This is a genomic window from Nonomuraea sp. NPDC049709, assembly GCF_040674815.1.
Lineage (GTDB): Bacteria > Actinomycetota > Actinomycetes > Streptosporangiales > Streptosporangiaceae > Nonomuraea.
Map to the genome: position 1 here is coordinate 44,257 of NZ_JBFANM010000014.1, position 19,941 is coordinate 64,197.

19 protein-coding genes are annotated in these 19,941 nt (G+C 72.4%); 12 read left to right on the forward strand and 7 right to left on the reverse strand.

Going from position 1 to position 19,941, the window contains the following annotated elements; genetic code table 11:
- Positions 1-102: 102 nt before the first annotated feature.
- From AB0J69_RS16025 to AB0J69_RS16040, 4 genes are read left to right on the forward strand one after another with little or no spacing between them, the layout of a single operon-like run.
- Positions 103-1,551, forward strand: coding sequence for a DUF5691 domain-containing protein (locus tag AB0J69_RS16025; protein ID WP_364117468.1), 1,449 nt, complete (start codon positions 103-105; stop codon positions 1,549-1,551).
- Positions 1,548-2,612: an AAA family ATPase gene (locus tag AB0J69_RS16030; protein WP_364117470.1), complete on the forward strand. Its 1,065-nt coding sequence runs from the start codon at positions 1,548-1,550 to the stop codon at positions 2,610-2,612. The genes AB0J69_RS16025 and AB0J69_RS16030 overlap by 4 nt, the downstream gene beginning before the upstream one ends.
- Positions 2,609-4,849: a DUF5682 family protein gene (locus AB0J69_RS16035; protein WP_364117472.1), complete on the forward strand. Its 2,241-nt coding sequence runs from the start codon at positions 2,609-2,611 to the stop codon at positions 4,847-4,849. Before AB0J69_RS16030 ends, AB0J69_RS16035 begins: the two co-directional genes overlap by 4 nt.
- Entirely contained in the window at positions 4,846-6,012 is a 1,167-nt protein-coding gene (locus AB0J69_RS16040) for a VWA domain-containing protein (protein ID WP_364117474.1), read from the forward strand. Before AB0J69_RS16035 ends, AB0J69_RS16040 begins: the two co-directional genes overlap by 4 nt.
- Positions 6,013-6,015: 3 nt before the next feature.
- Here the strand turns inward: AB0J69_RS16040 and AB0J69_RS16045 are convergent, their stop codons facing one another.
- Positions 6,016-7,461 carry an MFS transporter gene (locus AB0J69_RS16045; RefSeq protein WP_364117476.1) on the reverse strand — a complete coding sequence of 482 codons (1,446 nt, stop codon included), beginning with the start codon at positions 7,459-7,461 and terminating at the stop codon, positions 6,016-6,018.
- Between the two features lie 98 nt (positions 7,462-7,559).
- Here AB0J69_RS16045 and AB0J69_RS16050 point away from each other — a divergent pair, with 98 nt between their 5' ends.
- The 4 genes from AB0J69_RS16050 (at position 7,560) to AB0J69_RS16065 (ending at position 11,728) form a co-directional block, all read left to right on the forward strand.
- Entirely contained in the window at positions 7,560-8,306 is a 747-nt protein-coding gene (locus tag AB0J69_RS16050; protein WP_364117478.1) for a TetR/AcrR family transcriptional regulator, read from the forward strand.
- An 84-nt stretch (positions 8,307-8,390) separates the two neighbouring features.
- Positions 8,391-9,767: an MFS transporter gene (locus AB0J69_RS16055; protein ID WP_364117479.1), complete on the forward strand. Its 1,377-nt coding sequence runs from the start codon at positions 8,391-8,393 to the stop codon at positions 9,765-9,767.
- Positions 9,768-9,778: 11 nt separating this feature from the next.
- Entirely contained in the window at positions 9,779-10,783 is a 1,005-nt protein-coding gene (locus tag AB0J69_RS16060; protein WP_364117481.1) for an enolase C-terminal domain-like protein, read from the forward strand.
- Positions 10,784-11,080: 297 nt separating this feature from the next.
- Positions 11,081-11,728, forward strand: a complete 648-nt coding sequence (locus tag AB0J69_RS16065) for a class I SAM-dependent methyltransferase (protein ID WP_364117483.1) — start codon at positions 11,081-11,083, stop codon at positions 11,726-11,728.
- Between the two features lie 3 nt (positions 11,729-11,731).
- On the opposite strand, the gene AB0J69_RS16070 is transcribed toward AB0J69_RS16065, so the two are convergent.
- The 6 genes from AB0J69_RS16070 to AB0J69_RS16095 form a co-directional block, all read right to left on the reverse strand.
- The gene (locus tag AB0J69_RS16070; protein ID WP_364117485.1) at positions 11,732-12,178 is read right to left on the reverse strand and encodes a hypothetical protein; all 447 of its coding nucleotides are present in this window, start codon (positions 12,176-12,178) and stop codon (positions 11,732-11,734) included.
- Positions 12,179-12,259: 81 nt separating this feature from the next.
- The gene (locus tag AB0J69_RS16075) at positions 12,260-12,604 is read right to left on the reverse strand and encodes a hypothetical protein (RefSeq protein ID WP_364117487.1); all 345 of its coding nucleotides are present in this window, start codon (positions 12,602-12,604) and stop codon (positions 12,260-12,262) included.
- A 16-nt stretch (positions 12,605-12,620) separates the two neighbouring features.
- On the reverse strand, positions 12,621-14,282 hold the full coding sequence (locus tag AB0J69_RS16080; RefSeq protein ID WP_364117488.1) for a hypothetical protein: 1,662 nt from the start codon (positions 14,280-14,282) through the stop codon (positions 12,621-12,623).
- 90 nt (positions 14,283-14,372) lie between these two features.
- Positions 14,373-14,567, reverse strand: a complete 195-nt coding sequence (locus tag AB0J69_RS16085; protein WP_364117489.1) for a hypothetical protein — start codon at positions 14,565-14,567, stop codon at positions 14,373-14,375.
- Positions 14,568-14,699: 132 nt separating this feature from the next.
- Complete coding sequence (locus AB0J69_RS16090; protein ID WP_364117491.1) at positions 14,700-14,912, reverse strand: hypothetical protein; 213 nt, start codon at positions 14,910-14,912, stop codon at positions 14,700-14,702.
- A 471-nt stretch (positions 14,913-15,383) separates the two neighbouring features.
- Positions 15,384-16,520 carry an ROK family protein gene (locus AB0J69_RS16095; protein ID WP_364117492.1) on the reverse strand — a complete coding sequence of 379 codons (1,137 nt, stop codon included), beginning with the start codon at positions 16,518-16,520 and terminating at the stop codon, positions 15,384-15,386.
- Between the two features lie 107 nt (positions 16,521-16,627).
- On the opposite strand from AB0J69_RS16095, the gene AB0J69_RS16100 reads away from it, so the two are divergent.
- The 4 genes from AB0J69_RS16100 to AB0J69_RS16115 are packed head-to-tail and all read left to right on the forward strand — an operon-like array spanning position 16,628 to position 19,926.
- Positions 16,628-17,533: a glutamate ABC transporter substrate-binding protein gene (locus tag AB0J69_RS16100; protein WP_364117494.1), complete on the forward strand. Its 906-nt coding sequence runs from the start codon at positions 16,628-16,630 to the stop codon at positions 17,531-17,533.
- Complete coding sequence (locus AB0J69_RS16105; protein WP_364117495.1) at positions 17,533-18,177, forward strand: amino acid ABC transporter permease; 645 nt, start codon at positions 17,533-17,535, stop codon at positions 18,175-18,177. Before AB0J69_RS16100 ends, AB0J69_RS16105 begins: the two co-directional genes overlap by 1 nt.
- Positions 18,174-18,989, forward strand: a complete 816-nt coding sequence (locus AB0J69_RS16110) for an amino acid ABC transporter permease (protein ID WP_364117496.1) — start codon at positions 18,174-18,176, stop codon at positions 18,987-18,989. Before AB0J69_RS16105 ends, AB0J69_RS16110 begins: the two co-directional genes overlap by 4 nt.
- Entirely contained in the window at positions 18,982-19,926 is a 945-nt protein-coding gene (locus AB0J69_RS16115) for an asparaginase (protein ID WP_364117498.1), read from the forward strand. Before AB0J69_RS16110 ends, AB0J69_RS16115 begins: the two co-directional genes overlap by 8 nt.
- Positions 19,927-19,941 lie beyond the last annotated feature (15 nt).

The following is a 19,941-nucleotide window of genomic DNA, read 5'->3' on the forward strand; positions in this document are numbered from 1 at the left end:
CGCCGTCTCCGGAGGGCACCCGGTCACCGTGGCGGTCGAATGGACCCCCCAAGGCGTGCGACCCCTGACAACCTGGGACGACGAAGGAACGGCGGTGATCCTGTGACCGGCTGGGACAAGCTGGCGTCCACGGCGCTCGTCGGCACCGACCGGCGGCCGTACCAGGGAGGTGACCTGCTGGAGGCGGCCGCCGTCGAGGTGGCGAGGCGGCGGGCGGGACGGCGCGTGGCCGGGACGGGGGCGCAGCGGAGCGCGTCCGCCGAGGAGGTTGAAGCCCGAGCTGAAGGGCAAGGGAGCGCGTCCGCCGAGGAGGTTGAGGCCGGGGCTGAAGGGCAGGGGAGCGCGCCTGCCGAGGAGCGGGCGGCGGTGGGGCGGCGGGCGGCCGAGCGGCTCGGCCGGATCCTGGGCGGCGAGCACGAGCGGCTGCTTCCCGAATGGCTGGCCGCGGCCGCCGCCACCGGCCGTAGGGTGCCCGCCTACGTGCTGCCCGAGCTGCTCGAACGCGGCCGGCGCGACCGTTCGATCAGGGTGCATCTCGGCGTCCTGGCCGGGCAGCGCGGCCGCTGGCTGGCCGGGCTCAACCCCGCCTGGGACTATCTGCTGGAGGAGCCCACGGGCGAGACGTGGGAGCTGGGCGGTGCCGCCGACCGGCGGGCGCATCTGCGCGCGCTCAGGGCGGCCGACCCCGCCCAGGCCCGGCGGCTGCTGGAGAGCACATGGGAGCGCGAGACGCCCGACGACCGGGCCGAGTTCGCGGAAGTGCTGGCCGAGGGGCTCAGCATGGCGGACGAGCCGTTCCTGGAGCAGGCGCTCGACGACCGCCGCAGGGAAGTACGCCAGACCGCCGCCAACCTCCTCACCCGCCTGCCCGGGTCGCGCATGTCGCAGCGCATGGCCGAGCGGGTGCGCGCCTGCGTGACGATCCGGCGGGAGGGCACCGGTGACGTCATCGCCATCGAGGCCCCCACTGCCTGTGACAAGGCGATGGAACGCGACGGCGTGCGCCCGAAGCCGCCCCGGGGCATCGGTGAGCGCGCCTGGTGGCTGCAGCAGATCATCGCCCGCGCCCCGCTGTCGGTGTGGGACCGCCCGCCCGCCCTGCTGCTCAAGCTGAAGATCCCCGACTGGGACGCCGAGGTGAAGGCGGCCTGGGTACGCGCCGCCGTGCTGCAGAAGGACCCCGAGTGGGCGCGGGCGATGTTCGACTGGGACCCGATCGCCGACCTGCTCGAGTCGTTGCCGCCGGACGAGCAGCAGGAGCTGGCCGCGAGGTTCGTGCAGAACCACGACCTGGACAGCCAGTTGATCATGGTGCTCGGCGGCGTGTCGTCCCACTGGCGCGAGGGCCTGGCCACGGCCGTCCTTCGCAAGATCGTGAAGGTGGCCACCACGCAGCCGTGGAACCTCGGCGAGCTGGTCAAGCTGGCGGGCGAGCACATCGACCCCGCCCTGTTCCCGCTGGCCGAGAGCTACTCGCCGGTCGAGCCCATCCAGCAGGTCGCCGCCCTGCTGCGTTTTCGTGCTGACATGTACAAGGAGCTTTCCCTATGACCGTTCTGCGCCCGCACGCGGAAGACCAGTACGCCGAGGAGCTGGCCGTCCTGGCCAAGGACGACGACCGGCCCAGGCCGCCGGGCTGGAAGTTGTCGCCGTGGGCCGTGACCACGTACATCCTGGGCGACGGCGAGCGCATCACCCCCAAATACGTGGGCGCGCGGCGCATCGTCGAGGTCGCCGTCGCCACCCTGGCCACCGACCGCGCGCTGCTGCTGCTCGGCGTGCCCGGCACCGCGAAGACGTGGCTGTCGGAGCACCTGGCCGCCGCCATCAGCGGCGACTCGACGCTGCTGGTGCAGGGCACGGCCGGTACCGCCGAGGAGGCCATCCGGTACGGCTGGAACTACGCCAGGCTCCTGGCCGAGGGCCCCTCGATCGAGGCGCTGACCCCGTCGCCGGTGATGCGGGCCATGGCCGAGGGCCGCATCGCCCGGGTCGAGGAGCTCACCCGCATGCCGTCCGACGTGCAGGACGCCCTGATCACCGTGCTGTCGGAGAAGACGCTGCCGATCCCCGAGCTCAACCGCGAGGTCCAGGCCGAGCGCGGGTTCAACGTGATCGCCACGGCCAACGACCGTGACCGGGGCGTCAACGAGCTGTCCAGCGCGCTGCGCCGCCGCTTCAACACCGTCGTGCTGCCGGTCCCGGCCACCGCCGAGGAGGAGGTGGACATCGTCGCGCGCCGGGTCGCCCAGCTGGGCCGCGCGCTGGCGCTGCCGGAGACGACGACGGGGCTGGCCGAGATCCGGCGCGTGGTGACGGTGTTCAGGGAGCTGCGCACCGGCGTCACCGAGGACGGCCGCACCAAGGTCAAGTCGCCCAGCGGCACCCTGTCCACGGCCGAGGCCATCTCGGTCCTGACCAGCGGCATCGCCCTGGCCGCGCACTTCGGCGACGGCGTGCTGCGGCCCTCCGACGTGGCCGCCGGGATCGTCGGCGCGGTGGTGCAGGAGCCGGTGTCGGACCGGGTGGTGTGGCGCGAATACCTGGAGACCGTGGTCCGCGAGCGCTCCGACTGGCGCGACTTCTACCGCGCCTGCCGCGAAGAGTCATGAGCGTCTCCGTCCTGGGCGTACGCCACCACGGCCCCGGCTCGGCGCGGGCCGTGCGCCGGGAGCTCGAACGCCTGCGCCCCGACGTGATCCTCATCGAGGGCCCGCCCGAGGCCGACGGCCTGGTCTCCCTCACACCCGAGCTGGAGCCGCCGGTCGCGCTGCTCGCGCACGTGCCGGGGGAGCCGGCCAAGGCCGCATTCTGGCCGTTCGCCGCGTTCTCGCCGGAGTGGCAGGCGATCATGTACGCCACGTCGGCCGGCGTCCCCGTGCGCTTCTGCGACCTGCCCGCCGCCCACTCCCTGGCCGATGACGGCGACGACGCTGCCGGCCTGCGGGCCGAGGACGGCGACGATGCTGCCGGCGGGCGGGCCGAGGACGGTGAAGAGCCTTCCGGGCTGCGGGTCGATCCCATCGGGGCGCTCGCCCGCGCGGCCGGGTACGACGATCCGGAGCGCTGGTGGGAGGACGTCGTCGAGCACCGGGGCGGTGACACGCCGTTCGAGGTGATCGCCGAGGCCATGGCCGCCGTGCGCGAGGGCCACGAGCCGGACGGCCGGGAGGCCAGGCGCGAGGCGTACATGCGTAAGACCCTCCGTGCGGCGCTCAAGCACGGCTTCGGGCGGATCGCGGTGATCTGCGGGGCCTGGCACGTGCCCGCGCTGGCCGGGCCGCTGCCGCCCGTCACGGCCGACAACGCCGTCCTGCGCGGCCTGCCGAAGGTGAAGGCGGAGCTGACGTGGGTGCCGTGGACGTACGGGCGGCTGGCCTCGTGGAGCGGGTACGGCGCGGGGATCACCTCGCCGGGCTGGTACCACCACCTGTTCGACGCCCCCGACCGGCCCGTGGAGCGCTGGCTGGCCGGCGCCGCCGCGGTGCTGCGCGACGAGGGGTTGCCCGTGTCGTCCGCGCACGTCATCGAGTCCGTACGCCTGGCCGAGAGCCTGGCCACCCTGCGCGGCCGGCCGCTGGCCGGTCTGGGCGAGGTCACCGAGGCCGCCAGGGCCGTGCTGTGCGAGGGCGACGACCTGGCGGTGGAGCTGATCCAGCGGCGCATGGTCGTGGGCGACCGGCTCGGCCACGTCTCCGACGGCACCCCGATGGTGCCGCTCCAGCGGGACCTGCGCGAGCAGCAGCGGCGGCTGAAGCTCAAGCCCGAGGCGCTCGACCGGGAGATCGACCTCGACCTGCGCAAGCCCCTCGACCTCGACCGCAGCCACCTGCTGCACCGGCTGCGGCTGCTCGGGGTGGGCTGGGGCACGCCGGGGCAGGCCCGGGGGAAGGGCACGTTCAGGGAGACGTGGACGCTGCAGTGGCGGCCCGAGCACGACCTGGCGCTCATCGAGCACGCCGCGCTCGGCACCACCGTGGCCGCCGCGGCCGCGCAGCGGGCCAGGGACCTGGCGGCGGCCGAGTCCGCGGCGCTGGCGGACCTGACGTCGCTGGTGGAGCAGTGCCTACTGGCCGAGCTTCCGCCGGCGCTGCCCGAGGTGCTGGCGGCGCTGTCGGCCAAGGCCGCGCTCGACACCGACGTCACGCACCTGATGGCGGCGCTGCCCGCGATGGTGCGCGCCCACCGGTACGGCGACGTGCGCGGCACGCCGGCGGAGGGGCTGGCGGTGATCGTGCGCTCGATGCTGGAGCGGATCTGCGTCGGCCTGCCGGTGGCGGTGACGGGGCTGGACGACGACGCGGCGGCCGACCTGCTCAAGCACGTCGACGCGGTGCACTCCGCGGTCGCCCTGCTGTCCGACGGCGTGCGGGAGGAGGCGTCGCCCCGCAGCCGGTGGCTGGGCACGTTGCGCGGCATCAGCGACCGGCAGGACCTGCACGGGCTGATCGAGGGCCGGTTCACCAGGATCCTGCTGGACTCCGGCGAGCTCGACGACGCCGGTGACCGCATGTCCAGGGCCATGTCCCGAGGGCAGGCGCCGGCGCGGGCGGCGGCGTGGGTGGAGGGGTTCCTGGCCGGGGGCGGGCTGCTGCTGGTGCACGACCCGCGCCTGCTGAGCCTGGTCGACGGGTGGCTGACGGGGCTGTCCGGCGAGCAGTTCACCGACGTGCTCCCGCTGCTGCGCCGTACGTTCGGGGCGTTCGCCGCGCCGGAGCGCCGGGCCGTCGGCGAGCGGCTGCGCTCGGCCGGCCACGACGACGGGGCAGCGGAGCCGGACGTGGACGAGCGGCGCGCGGCGGCGGCCGTCGCGACGGTCCTGTCGATCATCGGAAGGGCGGGCGGATGAGTGGGGCGGACGAGCGGATGCGGCGCTGGCGGCTGGTGCTGGGCGGCGGGTCCGCCGACGGCACCGGGTGCGGGCTGGAGGGCGTGGACGCGCAGATGGACGCGGCGCTGGCCGCCGTCTACGACCAGGGCGGGCCCGACGGCACGCGGAGCGGGGGACGGGAGGGCGGGCTGGGCGCGTCGGCCCCGCGGGTGGCGCGCTGGCTGGGCGACATCCGTACATACTTCCCCGCCACCGTCGTCCAGGTCATGCAGAAGGACGCGATCGAGCGGCTGAACCTCACCAGGCTCCTGCTGGAGCCGGAGATGCTCGAGGCCGTGGAGCCGGACGTGCACCTGGTCGGCACCCTGCTCGCGCTCAACAAGGTGATGCCCGACCAGGCCCGCGAATCCGCCCGGGCCCTGGTGCGCAAGGTGGTGACGGAGCTGGAGCGCCGGCTCGCCCAGAAGACCAGGGCGGCCGTGACCGGCGCGCTCGACCGCTCGGCCAGGACCCACCGCCCCAAGCGGGTGGCCGACATCGACTGGGACCGGACGATCAGGGCGAACCTCAAGAACTACCTGCCCGAGCGGAACACCGTCGTCCCCTCCCGGCTCGTCGGCTACGCGCGCAGGCAGCGGTCGGTGCAGCGCGAGGTGGTGCTGTGCATCGACCAGAGCGGGTCGATGGCGGCCTCGGTGGTCTATTCGAGCGTGTTCGGGGCGGTGCTGGCGTCGATGCGGTCGCTGAAGACGTCGCTCGTGGTGTTCGACACGGCGGTGGTGGACCTCACCGACCGGCTGCACGATCCGGTGGAGCTGCTGTTCGGGACCCAGCTCGGCGGCGGCACCGACATCAACCGGGCCATCGCCTACGGCCAGGGGCTCATCACCCGGCCGGCCAACTCGATCTTCATCCTGATCAGCGACCTGTACGAGGGCGGCGTCAGGCAGGAGATGCTGCGCAGGGTGGCGGCGATGACGCAGGCCGGCGTACAGGTGATCGTGCTGCTCGCGCTGTCCGACGAGGGCGCGCCGTTCTACGACCACGAGAACGCGGCCGCGCTGGCCGCGATGGGCGTGCCCGCGTTCGCGTGCACGCCCGACGCCTTCCCCGACCTGATGACGGCCGCCATCGAGCGGCGCGACATCGCCCGGTGGGCCGAACGCCACGCCGCTCCCTGACCGTCAGGCACCCTGCTGTTCCGGCCTGGCCCGCCGGGGCAGCAGGTACGACAGCGCGAACGTCAGAGCCAGCAGCCCCACCTCGACCCACACCGTGGCCTGCATCGAGGAGCCGAAGCTCCATTCGCTGCCGAGCAGGTTGAAGAACAGCGTGCCGAGCACGGCGGTGCCGAGCGCGCCGCCGAGCTGCTGGACGCCGGTCAGCGTGCCCGAGGCGGAGCCGGACTCGTGCGGCTCGACCCCGGCCAGCACGATGTCGAAGAACGGCGCCATGGTCAGGCCCATCCCGATGCCGACCAGGGCCAGGCCGGGGGCGAGCTGCCAGCTGCCGACCTCCATCCCGGCCAGGTGGATGGTCATCGCCAGCACGGCGGCGCCGGCGGCCATCACGACGGTGCCGATCTGCAGCAGGCCGCGACCGAGCTTCTCCTGCAGCCCCGCCATGGCCAGGCCGAAGCCGACGACGCCGCCCAGCGCCTGGGGCAGCCCGGTCAGGCCGGCCTCGAGCGGGGTGAAGCCGAGCCCCGCCTGCGTGTAGAGGCTGAAGACCAGGCCGAAGCCCATGATGCCGGAGAAGAAGGCCAGGCCGGCCACCATCCCGCCGGTGAAGGCCCGCTTGCGGAACAGGGTGGGCGTGATCAGCGGGTCGCGGCCGGAGGCGGCGCGGCGGGACTCGTACCGGCCGAAGACGGCGAACATCACGATCGAGGCGGCCATCGAGACGAACGTCCAGGCCGGCCAGCCCAGCTCGCGGCCCTGGATCAGCGGGAAGACCAGCAGGAACGCGGCCGCCGAGACGAGCGCCACGCCGGGCAGGTCGAGCCTGGTGGCGTTGGCCAGGCGGTATTCGGGCAGGAAGCGCAGGGCGGCGAGCACGGCGGCCAGGCCGATCGGCAGGTTGATCAGGAAGATCATGCGCCAGCCCGTGCCGAAGAAGTCGGCGTCCACCAGCCAGCCGGCCAGGACGGGCCCGCCGACGGAGGAGATGGTCATCACCGGCCCGAACATGCCGAACGCCTTGCCCAGCTCCTGCGGCGGGAACATCTCCTTGATCAGCCCCAGGCCCTGCGGGATCAGCACGGCCCCGAACAGGCCCTGCAACACCCGGCTGGCGATCAGCATCTCGGGGCTGACCGAGATGCCGCACAGCAGCGAGGCGGCGGTGAAGCCGCAGGCGCCGATCACGAACATGCGCTTCCTGCCGTACAGGTCGCCGAGCCGGCCACCGGTGATCAGGCCGACGGCCATGGCCAGGGTGTAGCCGGCGCCGAGCCACTGCACGAGGCTCTCGGAGCCGCCCAGCTCCTTTTGGATCGTGGGGGCGGCGATGGTGGTCACGAGCGCGTCGAGCAGATCCATGACCTCGGCGGCCAGGATCACGAACAGGGCGACCCAGCGCCAGCGATAGGGCTGGACCTCGGTCGTCGCCGCTGAGGCGGTGACTGTCATGGGCAAACTCCTTCATAACGGTGTTCTATGGACGAACGGTGTTCGTCACGAACACTGTTTTAGTGACGAACGGTGTTCGTGTCAAGTACAGTGTTCGTATGGCGGATGGCAAGGAAGACGGTCGGAGCGAGGTGCCCGCGCCCCCGTGGCGCAAGGCGCGCCGGACGGCGCAGCCCAAGCGGCAGCTCAGCCAGGACCTGATCATCGAGACCGGGCTGCGGATCCTCGACGCCGAGGGCCTCGACGCGCTGAGCATGAGACGGGTGGCCCAGGAGCTCGACACCGGCCCCGCCTCGCTCTACGCGCACGTGGCCGGCAAGGACGAGCTGCTCGAGCTGGTCTACGACCGCGTGCTCGGCGAGATCCGGCTGCCCGAGCGCGACGCGGCCCGCTGGAAGGAGCAGCTGCGGACGTACGCCATGGAGGTGCACCGCGTGCTGGCCGCGCACGCGGACGTGGCCAGGGCGGCGCTGGCCAACATCCCGTCGGGGGAGAACTCGGTCCGCGCCGGCGAGTTCCTCTTCGGGCTGCTGATCGAGGCCGGGATGCCCCCGAGCGAGGCGTCCCTGGCGATGGACCGGCTCTCCCTCTACATCGTCGGCGACGCCTACGAGGGCTCCCTGCACTACGCGCGGATGCGCGCGGCCGGGCTGCAGAGCAAGCAGGAATACTTCGAGGCGTTCGTCGGCCAGATCGCCGGCTACTACCGCGCGCTGCCCTCGGACCGGTTCCCGCACGTGAGCAAATACGTGGACGACCTGATCGCCGGCGACGGCGAAGATCGCTTCCGCTACGGCCTCGAACTGCTGCTGGACGGCATCCAGGCCCGCATGCCCACGTCCTAGGACGGCCTTGGGACCCGCCTTAGGCCCAATTCCCTAGGCCCCGCGCCCGATGTGCCGGACGGGGCTTCGCCATAGCTTTCCGTCATGACGACGACGACTGTTGAGAAAGCCGCGGCGGGCGTGGTGTCCCCGCAGTACCGGGCGCTGAGCATCGGCCTGGTCGCCCTGGTCATGTTGCAGGCATTCGAGGCGATGGCGGTGGCCACGGCAATGCCCGTGGTCGCGCGCGATCTCGGCGGCATGCCGCTGTACAACCTGGCCTTCAGCGCCACCTTGGCGGCCAGTGTGATCGCGACGGTGCTGGGCGGGCGGTGGAGCGACGTACGGGGGCCGCTCCAGCCCATCGCGGCCGGTGTGGCGGCGTTCGTGGCCGGGCTGCTGCTGGCCGGGTTCGCGCCGAACATGGAGCTGTTCGTGGCGGGCAGGTTCGTGCAGGGCATCGGCACCGGATTCACGCAGGTCGCCCTGTACGTGCTGGTCGCCAGGGTGTACCCGCCGGCGATGCATCCCAAGGTGTTCGCCCTGTTCTCGGCGGCCTGGGTGGTGCCCTCCATGATCGGCCCCGCCATCGCCGGTTTCGTGGTGGAGAACCTCGACTGGCGGTGGATCTTCCTGGGCGTCACGGTGATCGTCATTCCGGCGGCGTTGCTGCTCTGGCACGGCACCGCCGGCAAGGTCGACGGCAGCATCGCCACGGAGCCCGCCTCCGGCCTCGGCCGCAAGCTCGTCTACGCCACGCTGACCGCCGTCGCCGCCGCCCTGATCCAGTACGGCAGCGCGCTCGGGCTGGCCGGCCTGCCCCTGCTCGTCGTTGGCGCGGCCCTGCTGGTCACGGCCCTGCCCAAGCTGCTGCTGCCCGGCTCGCTCCGGGCCGCCCGCGGCCTGCCGACGGGGCCCGTGCTGCGCGGCCTGGCCTTCGGCTCGTACACGGCGGCCGAGGTGCTCATCCCGCTCATGCTGATGAACGAGCGCGGCCTGAGCGCCACCGCCGCGGGCGTGGTGCTGACCGTCGGGGCGCTCGGCTGGTCCACCGGCTCCTGGATCAAGGGGCGCGGCCTGATCAGCGACATGACGGCCATCCGGGGCGGCGCCGCCTTGATCGCCCTCGGGATCGCGATGGTGAGCCTGGTCCTTGTCGACTTCGTGCCGCTCGCGGTGGCGTACGTGGCGATGGCCATCGTCGGCCTCGGCATCGGCGCGCTGCACCCCACCGTGTCGGTGCTGGTGCTGGAGATGTCCAAGGAGGGCGAGGAGGGCAACAACAGCGCGGCCGTGGGCGTGGGTGAGTCGGTGTTCACCGTCATGGCCGTCGCGGTCAGCGGCGCGCTGTTCACCGCCGCCGCGCAGAACTACGCGGCCGGTCTTGCCTTCAGCGTCGCGCTGGCCGTTCTGGGCGTCATCCTGGCCCCGCGTTTTGTGCACTCCCCGGCAGCGGGCACTATGGAGGAAACCGCGTCATAAAAGGGGGGTACATGCCGCGAGTGCGGGAGCTTGAGGTTTTCCGGCTGGTCCTGCCATTCGGCAGGAGGTCGGAGAGCCTGCTCGTCAAGCTCACCGACCACGGCGGGATGACGGGCTGGGGCGAGGCCACCGCGCCCCAGGCGAAGACCTGGTCCAGGCTGGAGGAGTCGCTGGCCGCGCTGCTGATCGGGGTCGACTGGGAGCACCCCGACCAGGTGCCGAGCGGTGACTCCGCGGTGGACATGGCCTGCTGGGACCTGTGGACGCGGATGCGCGGGGTGCCGCTCGCCGAGGCGATCGGCGGCACCCGTACGTCCCTCATAGCGACTGTGCGGCTGGCGCCCGACCCGTCCGTGGAGAGCCTCGTGGCCCGGGTCAACCAGCAGGTCTGCGCCGGCTACGGGCACGTCACGCTGGACGTCCGGCCCGGCTGGGACGTGGAGCCCGTACGCGCGGTGCGGCAGGCGTACCCTGCCCTGACGCTGGCCGTCGACGGCGGCAACGCCTACACCGACCTCGAACAGCTCGTCGCCCTCGACTCCTACGGCCTCGAGGTCATCGAGCGGCCCTTCCCGGTCGCCGACACCCACTCCCACGCCTCGCTCCAGGACCAGGTGGCCGCCTCGGTGGCGGTCGAGGCCGGCTCGGCCGCCGAGCTGGACGACTACCTGACGCTGCGGGCGGCGCGGGTCCTGCTGCTGCGGCCGTCCTCGTTCCCGTCGTTGTCGGAGGCCAGGCGCGCGCACGACCGGGCCGCCGCGGCGGGCTGGGACATCCAGTGCACGGGCGGCCAGGGGGCCGGGCTGGCCCGGGCGGCCACGGTGGCGGTCGCCAGCCTGCCCGGCTGCACGCTGCCGTGCGACGTCACGCAGCCGCCGCGGCAGAACCAGATCGTCACGCCGATCGTGGGGGCGAACGCCGGGATCATCGCGGTCCCGCTGACGCAGTCGGGGCTCGGGCACGACATCGACGAGACGCGGCTGCGGCGGATGTCGAGGGAGTCCTTCCACGCGTGACGCCCGGGTGATCGGGCTCTCCTGCCGTTGACCCCAGACATCGGGATCTCAAGGGGGCGGGCCTTGCAGCTGACCCGAGGGCGGATCTCACGCATCCTGCTGACGAAGGACCTGGCTCCTGGGGTGCCCCGCCACGGACCTGGACGTCGTCGAGCCGGCGGTCGCCGGGGCTGCGCGCGCGAACACGTGTTCGCTCAGCGCGTGCTCGCCGGGGCCCTGGGCGACCGGGCCGACCTGGTAGAACTGTCCGCGAGGGCCGAACGAGGGGAGCCGTGGGGGCTTCCGCTGGGAGGGGCGATGAGCGGACGCGACCCGGATGCCGACGCCGTCAGGCTGGCCGGCGAGTCGCTGGCGGCCGGCGACCCGACCGGCTGGTTCGAGCGCCTCTACGCCGAGTCCGCGACCGGCGACGCGATCGTGCCGTGGGACTCGCGGACCCCGCACGCCCTGCTGGCGGAGTGGGGCTCGCCCGGCAGCGGCCGGGCGCTGGTCGTGGGGGCCGGGCTGGGCGACGACGCCGAGCACGTGGCGGGGCTCGGCTATGAAACGGTGGCGTTCGACGTGAGCGAGTCGGCCGTCCGGCTGGCCCGGGATCGCTTCCCCGGGAGCCGGGTGAGCTACCAGGTCGCCGATCTGCTGGATCCGCCCGGGGCGTGGCGGCGGGCGTTCGACCTGGTGGTGGAGATCATGACCGTGCAGTCCCTGCCGGAGCCGCTGCACGCGCGGGCCATCGCGGGCGTCGCCGGGTTCGTCCGACCCGGGGGCACGTTGCTCGTGATCGCGTCGGGCCGGGAGGAGGGCGGGCCGGTGTTCGCGCCGCCCTGGCCGCTGACCCCGTCCGAGATCGAGGCGTTCGCGGGCGACGGGCTGGAGGCGGGGGAGATCGAGGACCTGCGCGACGGGGAACGGCATCGCTGGCGGGCCACCTTCCACCGGCCCGCCTGAGCGTCACCCGCCGAAGAGCTGGGCCGAGAGATGGTCGCAGGCGATGACCTCGTCGGTGAACCGCCGCAGGTCGCGCTTGCCGCCGCGTTCGAAGAAGAAGACCTGCCAGACCTGGCCCTGCCTCCGGATGCACCAGGTGCTCTCGCCGGGCTGCTCCATGACCCGGAAGTCGCAGGGGCTGGCGCCTCGCCGCAGGAGCGCGGCCCGCAACCCGGCCGCCGTGCCGTCCGCGGGGCGGGCCAGCTGGTCGTAGAGGTGGTGGCAGGCCGCGCTCTCGTCCTTGAACCGCCGCGGGTAGAACGTCTGGCCGCGGTGGCGATAGAACACCTTCCACGCCTGCTTGGTCCGGGTGAGACACCAGGCGTCGTCGGCCGGGCGGTCCAGGATCCGGTGCCGGTCCGGGGGGATGCCGGCCGTGGCGAGCGCGCGGCGCAGGTCCTCGACGTTCATGGGCGCGAGACCTTCATGGGCGCGAGACCTTCATGGGTGGAAGACGTTCATGGGTGGAAGACGTTCATGGGTGGGCGACGTTCATGGGTGGGAGACAGGGTTCCCGTCCTCGTCCCATCGTTGCTCGCCGACCAGCTCGCCGCCGCCTCTGAGGTGCCTTTCGAGAGCGAGCCGGCCGTTGCGGTGCCACTCCCTGTGCAGGACCGGGAAGCCGCCTTCGTAGACGGACTCCAGCCTGAGCGTCTGATCCGGCCAGAAAGCGCGGGCCGGGCCGTTCAGGATGCCATGGGTGTATCGGGTCTCTCCCAGTAGCGTCCCGTCGGGGCCGGTTTCGGTGGCGACACCGGTGAACAACTCGCCGTTGTGGGTCACCCGCTCGTGGTCATCGACATCGGTCTCGGCCAGTGGCACGCGAGGCGTCGTCATGCTTCCACCTTTCCCGTCATGCTCCCGACTTTCCCGGAATCGAGTCGATAGGGCCCAGAATGGCGGTGCAGTTCGCGCAGCAGGGGGCGGGCAGGCCCTCCCCACCACCGAACAGGCGGCGGTTGTCCACGACGATCTCGGAGAGATGGGCCGCGTCGGTGGGGTGGCGGCCGTCGCTCTCCCTGGCCCAGAGAGCCTTGTTCGTCGCCACCACTTCGGAATGCGTGCCAGCGACATCGCCGTGAGGATAGCCACCCGAATATCCGGGCCCGTACTCGTAGGCATTCGGATTGCGCTCGGCGTACTCGCGCATCTCGTCGAGCGGTCCCTGCAGAGTCGGATGCAGATCGTCCGGCACGACGTGGGCAATGGTGCGGTTGTCGGCTTCGAAGAGTTGCCCGGTACGCCGGTCGAAGGCGATGGAGTGCATTCTGCCGATGTCGTTCGTGGTGAAGTGCGGCTGCCCGCTGTCGCGCATCTCCCGGTACAGCTGGTTGCGCTGGGTGGCGACGTCCTGGACGAATTCGTGCACCGGCCGTCCGTTCACCATGTCGATCAGGCCACCGCGCCCGCGTCCCAAGGTCAGTTCCGCCGGGTCGGGTAAGCGGTGCCCCAACTCCTCGAGACGTGAACGAGCCCCCGCCAGATCGGCGGCGGCCGGGGTGGGCTGGAGCGGGGTGCGGCGGCCGAAGAGGCGGCCCATGAGGCGGCCGGCGCCGTTGCGGACGGCCGTCGCGGCGCCCCGGAGGCCGCCGGCCAGCACCATCCCCTGCGCCAGCAGCCCCGCGCTCTTGCCGCCGGGGAACATGCCGATCCCGTCCAGGATGACCTGGCCGAGGCCCGCCTTGCCCTGGCGGTACTTGTTCAGCGAGTCGGCGAACACGATCGCGCCCGCGACCACCACCGCGCCCACCAGGAGCGCCCCGGCGAGCCCGCCGGTGCCGATGACCAGCAGGGCGATCCCGGCGACCATGGCCACGTTGCGGGCCAGGTTGACGAAGTCGTCCCAGGAGCGGAACGGGGTCGAGACCGTGTCCCATGCCTTGGCCAGCCACGACTTGTTCTGGATGCCGCTCCCGGCCAGCGCCCGCTCGATCTCCTCGACCGCCCGGGACTCGGCGTCCGCGCGCAGGGCGGCGGCCTCGTCGGCCACCCTGCGGGCCCGCGTACGGTCCGCGTCGGCGTTCCTGGCCCGCTGCACCGCCGGCCGTACCGTGGCCTGGACGGCGGGGTCGGCGGCGGTGACGGCCTGCTCGACGTCGGAGAGCGTGCGCAGCCCGGCGGCGGCCGGGAGGCGGGCGGAGACCTCGCGCAGCGCCCCCTGATACTGCTCGTGGGCCGCCGCGCCCTGCCGCAGCGCGACACCCGAGCGGGCCTTGGCCTGCTCCAGGCTGCCCGCGTACGTCATCAGCGCGTCCCCCGCGCCCCGGTAGGCCTTGCCCAGCTTGGCCAGCTCGGCCGGCAGCACGGCCAGCGCCTCGGTGTAGGCGGCCGCGTAGTCGCCGCGCATCCGCAGGGCGGAGCTGCCGCCCGAGACCGTGCTCAGCCGGGCCGTGTTGGTGTCGGCCAGTTCGGCCTGGTCGAGCAGGCCGCGGGCGAGCGTGCGCACCTGCCCGGGGTCGCCCGGAGCGGGATCGTCGGCGAACCCCAGCACCTGCCATCCCGTCGGCATCCCCATGACGCCCCCTCCACGTGGCCGCGCCTATGGAGGGGTGTACGCGTTCGCGGCCGCGCCGGGTTCAACGCCGGTGCGAGCAGGTATGGGGCCTCAGGACGGCAGCGAGTGCAGGCTGACGCCCCCGATGATGTCGGTCAGGCCGTAGAAGTGGGCGCCCGCCTCGATGAAGGCGTCGCGGATGTGGTGCACGCGATCCAGCAGCCCGCCTGTGGGCGTGCTCGCGGCGATCGGCGCGAGGGCGGTGACCAGGGCGGCGGTGGCGAGCAGGTGAGCTCGGCGGCGCATGTTCGGACCTCCTGAGTAACGTACGGTGACGACGTCGCCCAGGAGATCACGCTCCGGCGCGACCCCGGCGGGTACGCCACAGCGCCGAGGCCCGTTCTTTACGCACGGACACGCGCGGGCGCGCGCCCGCCGCTATGCCACCTTGGCGGACGAGGCCGTCCACGTGTTGCACGAGGCGGGGTCGCCGGTGGCGAAGCCCTGCTTGAGCCAGTGGCGCGTGGAGGACGCCTTGCCCCAGACGCGATCGCCCTTCTTGGAGTCGCCCGAGGGCAGGGACAGGAGATAAGACCAGTCCTTGCCGGTGCGCCCCTCCATCGGCCAGATGCTTTTCACGAACGCGCCCACGAGGCAATCCTTCTGCAGGTTGTAGCGCCGCCGCTGCTCCGTGCGCAGCGGTCGCCGTACCGGTTAAAGGGGCAATGGTGAATCGTAAGGAGAGGGTCCGGCATTTGAGCCGGTCAGCATCATCATCCTCATGTGGAGGAGAGTGGCTGGGCGGGAGTTCGGCTCCCTGCTGCGCGAGCCATCGGCGGGACGGCCGGGGGTGGGGAGGAACCGAGCGGCTGTACGAGACCTTCGCCGTGCCCGCCCCGAACCCGTGGAGCGAGACCAAGGTCCACGGCACCGCGGACGGCCGCGGCCCGCTGCTGCTCATCCCGGGTCACCGGGGAGCCATGCCGGGCATGCCGCGCGATGTCACCGTGAGGGTCCCCAGTCCGGTGGCGAGTACGCGCGGCGGAATCGCTCCTGCTCGAAGGGTCCGGCGTCCCGGTGAGGCGGGCGATCCTGCCCGCTTTCCCCGCCGGGAGACCTGCGTCAGGTCAGGGCGGCCTCCAGGAGCAGCGTGCCGGCTCCCTGGAGGGCCGCGTCCCGGCCCGCTCTGGCCGGCGCTATCTCCAGGTCCCTCGTCGCCAGCGGGAGGCAGCGCTCCCACACGGCGGCCCTGATCGAGGTGAGCAGGGGTTCGGCGGCCGAGAGGCTGCCGCCCACCGCCACCACGTCCGGGTTGAAGAAGTTCACCAGGACCGTCAGGACCTCGCCCATGCGGCGGCCCGCGTTGCGCACCAGGCTGGTGGCCTCCGGGACGGCGTCGTTGACCAGGGTGACGATGTCGGCCGGGCGGGTCACCTCGATGCCGGCCTCCGCCAGGGCGGACATGAGGGCGGCGCCGCTGGCGTACGCCTCCAGGCAGTCGGGGTGGCCGCAGGCGCACAGGATCGAGGAGTCCGAGCGCACCCGTACGTGGCTGATGTCCCCGGCCGCGCCCCTGCCCCTGTGCAGGTGGCCGTTGACGATGACGCCGCAGCCGATGCCGGTGCCGGCCTTGACGACCATCAGGTTCTCGCTGCCGGGCCACCATCTGGCCTCGCCGGCGGCCATCAGGTTGGCGTCGTTCTCCACGAGGACGGGCAGGTCGTATCGGGTGGCCAGGTGTTCGGCGACCGGGAACTCGTTCCAGCCGGGCATGCGGGACGGGGTGACGACCCGCAGGGTGGCGGGGTCGACGGGGCCGGGGATGCCGGTGCCCACCCCGCGCAGCGGGACGTCGGCCGGGACGTGCTCGGCCAGCAGGGCGTCGAACGCGTCGGCGATGCGGTCGAGGGTGCGGCGGGGGCCTTCGGCGATCTCGCAGCGGCGTTCCTCGATGACGATGGGGACGCCGCTGAGGTCGAGCAGGCCGAGGCGTACGTGATGCGCCCCCAGGTCGGCCACGGCCAGCACGCCCGCGCCGGAGGACAGGCGCAGGCGGCGGGGGCGGCGGCCGCCCCGAGAGGTGCCCGCGCCCTCCTCGGCCAGGAGGCCCGCGTCGATGAGCTCCTCGACGCGGAGCGAGACGCTGGAGGCCGCCAGACCCGATAAGCGGGCCAGGTCGGCGCGGGACTCGGCTCTGCCGGTGGCGACGAGTCGCAGCAGGTCGCCCTGTGCCCCCTGCACGGGCAGCCGCTGATTCATGTGAGATAACTACCATGTCCAGACTTCCGCCGACAACGTATTGACTTGCTACGAAATTTCCCACTACGGTCCCGCTTATCTTCGAAATCGAAGGAAGTGAGCTGTTCATGAAGAGATTCGTCGCCGTCGCCGCCGTCTCCCTGTTAGCCCTGGCGGCCTGCGGGGAGTCGAGCAGCCCAGCCGTACCGGGAGAGCCGAAGCAGCAGAGTGACGTGCTCGCCAAGGCACCCGTCGCGGCGGCCGCCGACATCCTGCCGGGCTCGACCATGGAGAAGATCAAGCAGCGTGGCGAGCTCCTCGTGGGCGGCTCGCTGGACGCGCCCCTGCTCTCCCAGCAGAACCCCGTCACCGGCGAGGTCGAGGGGTTCGACGCGGAGATGGGCAAGGCGCTGGCCAAGTACATCCTGGGCGAGCCCAAGGTCAAGATCGTCAACTCGGCGTCGGAGACCCGGGAGGCGCTGCTGGCCAACGGCACCGTGGACGTCGTCTTCCAGACGTACACGATCACCGAGGAACGCGCGAAGCAGGTCGCGTTCGCGGGCCCGTACTACACCTCGGGCCTGACGATCGCGGTGAAGAAGGGCACGACCGGCATCGCCAAGCCGGAGGACCTCAACGGCAAGAAGGTCCTGGCGGGCGCGAACACCCCGGCCATCCCGGCGATCAAGAAGCTGGCGCCGCAGGCGGAGATCATCACGTTCGGCAGCGACCCCGAGTGCGTCCAGGCGCTCAAGCAGGACCGGGGCGTGGCGTACGTGCAGGACGAGACGATCCTCATCGCCGACGCGAAGAAGGACCCGTCGATCGAGATCGTGACGAAGCCGTTCACCGTGGACCCGTACGGGATCGGCCTCAAGCACGGCGACGACCAGTTCAAGAAGTTCGTCAACGACTGGCTGAAGAAGACCCAGGACACCGGCGTCTGGCAGGAGATCTGGAAGAAGTCCATCGGCACCGTGGTGACCGGTGAGGCTCCACAGCCGCCGCAGATCGGCTCCGTTCCGGGATCCTGATGTCCGTCCTCCTCGAACACCTGCCGGAGCTGTGGCAGGGACTGATCGTGACGTTCCAGCTCACCGCCGCGTCGTTCGCCGGCGCGGCGGTGCTGGGCGTGCTGGTCTGTGCCCTGCGCGTGAGCCCGGTCGGGGTGCTGCGCGCGATCGGCACGGCGTACGTGGAGACGTTCCAGAACCTCCCGCTGCTGGTGCTGCTGGTCCTGGCCTTCTTCGGCCTGCCGGAGATCGGGATCAAGGCCGAGCCGCTGGTGACGGCGTTCGTGGTCATCGCCGTGTACGAGGCCGCCTACATCGGCGAGGCCCTGCGCTCGGGCGTGAACTCGGTGTCGAAGGGGCAGGGCGAGGCGGCCAGGGCGATCGGGCTGACGTTCGGCCAGTCGCTGCGGCACGTCATCCTGCCCCAGGCGCTGCGCACGGTCGTGCAGCCGCTCGGCAACATCTTCATCGCGACCACCATGAACACCGCCCTGGCGGCGGCCGTCGGCGTGGTCGACCTGACGGCGGCCGCGCACCGCGTGAACCTGGTCGAGGCCCAGCCCATCCCGATCTTCGTGGGCGCGGGCGTGGCCTACGCGCTGATCGCCGCCGCCGCCGGATTCGTGACGGGCCGGCTCGAACGCAGGCTGGTGATCCTGCGATGAGCGTGCTCTTCGACGAGCCGGGGCCGAAGGCGCGCGGGCGCATCCGGATGGCCACCGTGCTCGGCACGCTGGCCGCCGTGGTGCTCGTCGTGCTGGCCGTGCGGCAGTTCGCGGCCAACGGGCAGCTCGACGCGGCCCGGTGGCAGCCGTACGGGACCTGGCCGATGTGGCGCTACCTGCTGGACGGGTTGTGGTCCACGTTCCTGGCGGCGGTCGTCTCGGCGGCGCTGTCCATGGCGCTGGGCGTGGCCCTGGCGCTGGGGCGGCTGTCGCCGCGGGCGTGGGTGCGCCTGCCGTCGGCCGCGTACGTCGAGGTGGTCCGGGTCGTCCCAGCGCTGCTGCTGGTGTACGTGGTGCTGTTCGCGCTGCCGCGCTACGGGCTCGACCTGCCGCTGTTCTGGAAGCTGGTGGTGCCGCTGACGGTCTCGAACGCGGCCGCGTACGCCGAGATCTTCCGCGCCGGCATCGGCTCGATCGAGCGCGGCCAGATGGAGGCGGGCCTGGCCGTCGGCCTGACGCGGTTCCAGGCGATGCGCCTGATCGTGCTGCCGCAGGCGGCCCGCCGGGTGCTGCCGTCGATCGTCAGCCAGTCGGTGGGCCTGCTCAAGGACACCTCGCTCGGTTTCGTGGTCAGCTACGGCGAGCTGCTCTACAGCGGCAAGGTCCTGGCCGCCTACAACGGCCTGCTCATCCAGACGTATCTGGTCGTCGCGCTGATATACCTGGTGGTCAACGCGTCGCTGTCCAAGCTGGCCCGCACGCTGGAGGCCCGCCAGCCCGTCACGCTCAGAAGGAGAACCGCAGGTGCCTGACCTAGCCGTGCTCGCCGAGGTGGTCCGCTCGGGATTCGTGGAGAGCGTCCACTACGGCAGCGCAGTCGGCCTGGATCCGTCGGGACGCGCCGAGGTGGCGCTCGGCCGGGTGGAGGCGCCGGTGCTGCCGCGCTCGTCGGCCAAGCCGTTCCAGGCGCTGGCCTGCCTGAAGGCGGGTGCGGCGCTGGCGGGCCCGCGGCTGGCGATCGCGGCCGGCAGCCACACCGGCGAGGACTTCCACGTGAGCCTGGTACGCGAGCTGCTCGCCGACTACGGCCTCGACACCGGCGCGCTGGCCTGCCCGCCGTCGTGGCCGGAGGACCGGGCCACCATGGAGGAGCTCATCAGGCGGGGCCAGGACGTCTCCCGCGAGCGCATGAACTGCTCCGGCAAGCACGCCGCCATGCTGGCCGCCGGCGTGGCCAACGACTGGGACGTACCCGGCTACCTGGCGCCAGACCACCCCCTGCAGCTCGGCGTGCGGTCGGTCACCGAGGAACTGGCCGGGGAGAAGGCCGCGCACGTGGCGGTGGACGGCTGCGGGGCGCCGTTGTTCGGCCTGTCGCTGACCGGGCTGGCGCGGGCCGTGCAGGCGCTGGTGCTGGCCGCGCCGGGCAGCGCTCCGCGCCAGGTCGCCGACGCGATGCGCGAGCACCCCGAGTACGTCGGCGGCACCGGCCACCAGAACACCGAGCTGATGCGGGCCCTGCCCGGCGCCGTGGTCAAGGGCGGCGCGGAGGGCGTGCTGGTGGCGGCGCTGGAGTCGGGTCACACGGTCGCCGTCAAGGTCATCGACGGCAGCCCGCGCGCCACCACGGCCGTCGCGCTGTCCGTGCTGCGCCTGATGGGGTGCGACGTGAGCGGGGCGGCGGCGTACGAGCAGGTGGACGTGCTGGGCGGCGGCGTCCCGGTGGGACGGATCGTCACCCGTCTCTGACGCCCTTCCAACCCG